Source organism: Vallitalea okinawensis (genome assembly GCF_002964605.1).
Taxonomy (GTDB): domain Bacteria; phylum Bacillota; class Clostridia; order Lachnospirales; family PQDH01; genus Vallitalea_A; species Vallitalea_A okinawensis.
In genome coordinates this window covers 1-4,856 of record NZ_PQDH01000038.1, presented here as the reverse complement: position 1 = coordinate 4,856, position 4,856 = coordinate 1, and the positions used below count along the sequence as shown (strand labels likewise).

At 33.0% G+C, this 4,856-nt stretch carries 5 protein-coding genes; all 5 read right to left on the bottom strand.

The window, feature by feature from the left end; translation table 11 throughout:
- Positions 1–415: 415 nt before the first annotated feature.
- Positions 416–820, bottom strand: coding sequence for a hypothetical protein (locus C1Y58_RS26030; RefSeq protein ID WP_105620076.1), 405 nt, complete (start codon positions 818–820; stop codon positions 416–418).
- A 366-nt stretch (positions 821–1,186) separates the two neighbouring features.
- Positions 1,187–1,795 carry a hypothetical protein gene (locus C1Y58_RS26025; protein WP_105620075.1) on the bottom strand — a complete coding sequence of 203 codons (609 nt, stop codon included), beginning with the start codon at positions 1,793–1,795 and terminating at the stop codon, positions 1,187–1,189.
- Positions 1,796–1,983: 188 nt separating this feature from the next.
- Positions 1,984–2,529, bottom strand: a complete 546-nt coding sequence (locus C1Y58_RS26020) for a GrpB family protein (protein ID WP_105620074.1) — start codon at positions 2,527–2,529, stop codon at positions 1,984–1,986.
- A gap of 332 nt (positions 2,530–2,861) precedes the next feature.
- Positions 2,862–3,344, bottom strand: coding sequence for a hypothetical protein (locus C1Y58_RS26015; protein WP_105620073.1), 483 nt, complete (start codon positions 3,342–3,344; stop codon positions 2,862–2,864).
- Between the two features lie 302 nt (positions 3,345–3,646).
- Positions 3,647–4,579 (bottom strand): hypothetical protein, encoded by a 933-nt coding sequence (locus C1Y58_RS26010; RefSeq protein ID WP_105620072.1) that lies wholly within the window; start codon positions 4,577–4,579, stop codon positions 3,647–3,649.
- Between the last annotated feature and the right edge of the window lie 277 nt (positions 4,580–4,856).

Sequence of the window (4,856 nt, the reverse complement as noted above, 5' to 3'; positions counted from 1 at the left end):
TTTACCAACTACCGACTGCATTGGTAACTTGTTATCTACATTAATCATTCTAATACCTCCCAGTAAATGTAATGTTTCTATTTCGCCTAACGTTTCTGTGTTCACGACGTCACAACACCTTAGAAGGAGGCGCTCATGCCCTGTCAAGGGCTAATGTGCTGACTGTCCCAACGGGCTTAGGTGGTGGGATGTGTGGAGGGCGATGACCCTATAAGAATACTACGCCCGTAACGTATGTGAACACATTGTTAGAAGAAGTTGTTTTATTCACTTCAATTACGCTCAGCCTCTTTACGTACAATATCCCTACACAAAATCATTTTTTTCCTCTTCGCCTATGCCACTCATTCCAGAAAGCAATATATCCTTTTCTATCAAATTCATCTTCAGGGAACTGTTTACTACAGCATATGGACTAATATCTCTCTATTTCATCAGCAAAATCAAACACTTTCTCTTTATAATTTGATAGTCTGATTTTGGTTTCTGCACCACTTTTAGTAATGAGTAAAACGTAGTTATCCTTATGAAGAATTGTCCAGTCAAGACCATTTGAACATCCAGAAATATTCACCTCAGTTAAATCTTCATTTGCAATTAAGAAGTATCCACAACATGGAAGCATTTGAAGGTCTTCCCCCAAAATATGTTCCTCTGTTATTGACTTTAAAAGATACAACCCTGTCGCACTTACCGTACATGATTCTGTATAACATTCCTCACCTATTTTAACTTCTAAATCTCCATGTAAACATAAATCATCTGGATTATCTTGTTGCTCATCTATCCAGTAAAGTCTCTTAATCTTTATGTCAAACAATAATATTCACCTTCTTATCTGTATATAACTTTTTTATCAATCATTCATAAAGATTAATATAATAACTATTGATAGCCATCAACAACCCATTATTATTATACCCAGAAAAAGTGCTCTGAAATGAATAAAGCAATTTCTGCTAACGTCTCGCATCTCCGACGTTCCTGAACCGGACCCTAAGGGAATACCGTCTTAGCGTGCTTGCACCGGTGAAGGAATGTGGTGAGCCTGACCCGTTAGGAAATCATCGCAGGCATACCAAGAGGAATACCCTGCGAACCCTTGTGGAGATGTATTGTTAGCAGACGTTCTCTAAGTAATATGACCTGATTAGCTAGTTTATGATGGTTTTATTATGGCATTTTTTCATTTTTCTTTGATGTACTTAATTTCAATAAGTTCATCTTCACCATACTCTTTAATAATGCTTTTTACTAATCCTACACCCTTAACGTAATATCTTTTAACTTCAAAATCATCTCTTGTAAAAGAAACTTCAATTGCATAAAATATTCCAACTGGAGTTTTTACTTTAACATTAATACCAGTAATTTCAAATTTACCTCCTGTATCATCAGTCCATTTTGTGCCTACTTTTAACGGAGCTTTTAATATTATCTTACTCTTATTTGGTTTAATGGTATCTATATAATTTTCTTCAAATTTTCCATTACCTACTTCTTGAGAATAAATTAATGATATATCATTTTCAGAAATCTCATAAATACGTATTACTCCTGTTCCTGTATCTACTTGTTTAACTTGAGCTCTTCCGTTCTCAATCTTATCAATTGTATGGGTAAACCCAGAATTTTCAAAACCTCCACTAAATTCTTTTATCATTTCTTCTTTTGGAAAGTATTCTTGTACTCTTAATTCATCATCTCTTACATTCTTTGCATTAAAATTTAGTATTATGAAAAAAAATAATAAAGCTAAAACAACACCGAATAAAATAAGTGCTTTTCTTCGCAAATTCTTTCCCCCTAGTTTTGAATTCTCACTTACTAAATGTCTGCTAACGTTCAGTTATTACCGACATTTCACAATCTTAGATAGCTCTTATCTTAGATTGTAAAATGTGCGTAGCCAACGCTAATAAGCTTGTTATATGAAGTAAGGCCATAAAATCCAAGTGAAATACCCTAGCTCTTATGGTTTTATTATGCATCACTTTGTTCTGGCTTCCAACCAATTTTTCCAGCCCATTTATCAGCTCTAAATATAATATCCCAACATATCTTGCTTTTACCTTCAACGTAGGCTACTCTATTATTTCTATAGATTTCAGCTAATCGAAACTTCTCTTCTTCATATAACTTCGCATCAAGTGAATGAGTTCTTAGATAATCTCTAAATAATAAAGAGAATTGTTCATGCCAACTTCCTATTTTTCTCACGTGTATATGCGTTCTTCTATTTCCTGGTTTCTCCCTAAAATATCGTTTTGTTTTCTCAGGATTATTTTTTCTATATTCATATCCCAATTCATTTAGCGGTAGCTTATATAAATCTAGTTCCTCTAATGAATCTACAGATATTTGTATATCTATAATAGGTTTTGCTGCAAGATTTGGTATTGATGTTGAACCAATATGATCAATTCTAACTTCAACACCGCCCAAAGATTTACGTATTTCTTTAGCTGTACACTCAAATAATAATGGCCATTCTTCTGAATATTCTTGTATAATAATTTTATCCACCATCCGTATCCCCCTCAATGTTTATTACTACAATTCCAATAACTCTACTTATTCAAACAATAATATAACCGTCAACTTTCCATCACCTGATTTTAAGACCCTAAAGAATGACCCCGATATTTATGGGCTTATTTTATATAACGTTTTTCATGTTTACAATGTTCCTCAACTTTAGAAGGAGGTGCTCATGCCCTGAAAAGGGCTAATGTGCCGAGTGTCGCGACGCGTTTAGATTGAGGAATGTGTGAGGGTGACCTTATAGGAATACTCCCTTGGCGACCCGTGAGAACTCCCCTACCCGAACGAACGTAAACATTTTGATTGACGATGTTTCCTTACTCAGCTTCAACACTCATCCCTTCACTAAAACTAAATATTTCTTGGCTATCATCTGAAAATGTGATTATATAGTTATCGCCTACTTGTATAATTGTTAAAATATCTTTTCTGTTATATCTCTTTTCTATTTTATTTACAAGACTCAAATCAACTCGCACATTGTTATCAATGACTATATTGGTATCTTCACTAAAAAAAACTACTATTAATGAAAATAAGACTATGCAAATATGACTCATTATTGTTTTACCCGATAAATGAATTCGTTCAATAAATAACTTAAGTCTATCTTTATCCTTAAGTCTATATGAACCTAATTTCAGTCCAATATACATGGATATAAACACTCCAGAAGAAGCTCCTAGAGAGCTTATAATAAACCTAATATCGAAAATATTACTGTTAAAGTATGCCGTTATCAGTATTATCAAGTATAATATCAAATAAATAATACTGCTTTTCATCAACCTAAAATTCATCTTTTGCCTCCCTGACAACTGCGAATTCTTTAATATATTTACCACGAAGTAAATTAAAAGATATTATTATCCTTATATTGAGCAATCATTATAAGCTATCGCACATATCCTAATGTTTGATGACCATGAAGAATACCCCGGAATGAGTAAGGTAATGTTGTCTAACGTCTCGTATTTCCGACGTCTCTGAATCGGACCCATGAAGCCCTTCTTCTTGGCGGTGCTTGCACCCGGTGAAGGGATGTACGTAGCGAACGGAAATATTATGTTAGATGATGTTCCTATCGCCATCTCGCCAGCAACTACTCTAAACTAAAATCATATATCTTATTATTTATAAGATGAACCATATATGAACCTCTACATGAAAAAATGGATTCATTAACCTCTTTATCATCTGCATAAAGTTTAAACTTATCAATTAACTTTAAACTATTAGTAATAGTACGTTTGTATAGTTGATATTCATTATGATTGCTATATCCTCCTCTAAATAATATATATTTATTACTTACTAGTAGACCATCAGCTCCTGAAATATTAGGCTTATAATACGTAATACTACCATTTCCATCTATTCTCCCTAATTCAAATTCTGTATAATAGTAAAACCATATATCATTATTATCGCTAATATTTAAAGCATAACAATCACAGATAAAATGGTCATCATCTCCTTCAAATCTAAACTTCTGATTACCATTAATATCCCAAGAAATTAATCCACAAGAACCAATTGGATTGCTCCAACCATAATTTCCAAATATGCCTTCATCATAATATGAAGTCCATATATCATTATTGTTTGAAACAAGAACGTCTTGAATTCCATCACCAAGTACAAATTCTCTTATCAGATTACTATTTTCATCTATAATCTTAGCATTATAATCCTGTTTATCCTCAGAGTAATATCTGCATCTTCCTCCTACAAGTAAATAATTACTTTCATCAATACTTTGAATAAAGTGATAATAGAACTTTTGTTCTAACAAATCAAGACAATATATATCTGAATTATTATAACTATTAATTTCAATAACTCGATAATTATATACTTTTACAGTTTTTGCTTGTACAAACATTCCATCAATTCTTTCAGGAACCTCATTAATACACAACACTAGAATTTTTCTGTTTCTGGATATCTGTATATTCACTACTCTGTAGCCCTCAAGATATTCTTGAATGTCAATTAGGTAGTTTAGTTTTTTATTATCTTTCTTCTTTAACATTTTATTTCCCCCATATAATACAAAGATAGGAATTTCATCTAACGTTCTGGATTTGCGACGTTGCTCAACCTTAGAATGAAGGTGCTCATGCCCTGCAAAGGGCTAATGTGCCGAGTGTGGCGACGGGCTTAGGTTGGGGTATGTGTGAGAGTATGTCTCATTAGGCTTTATGACCCCCGTCCAAACCTAGCGCAAATGTTTTGTTGGTATTATAAGTATATAACAACCAGTTAATTCTGGATTGATTTATAGCTTTTATTCTATAATAAAGCTATAT

Bases quoted from the DNA above. Each gene is read 5' to 3' on its own strand.
- C1Y58_RS26020 (WP_105620074.1), bottom strand. From the start codon at position 2,529: ATGGTGGATAAAATTATTATACAAGAATATTCAGAAGAATGGCCATTA.
- C1Y58_RS26010 (WP_105620072.1), bottom strand. From the start codon at position 4,579: ATGTTAAAGAAGAAAGATAATAAAAAACTAAACTACCTAATTGACATT.
- C1Y58_RS26015 (WP_105620073.1), bottom strand. From the start codon at position 3,344: ATGAATTTTAGGTTGATGAAAAGCAGTATTATTTATTTGATATTATAC.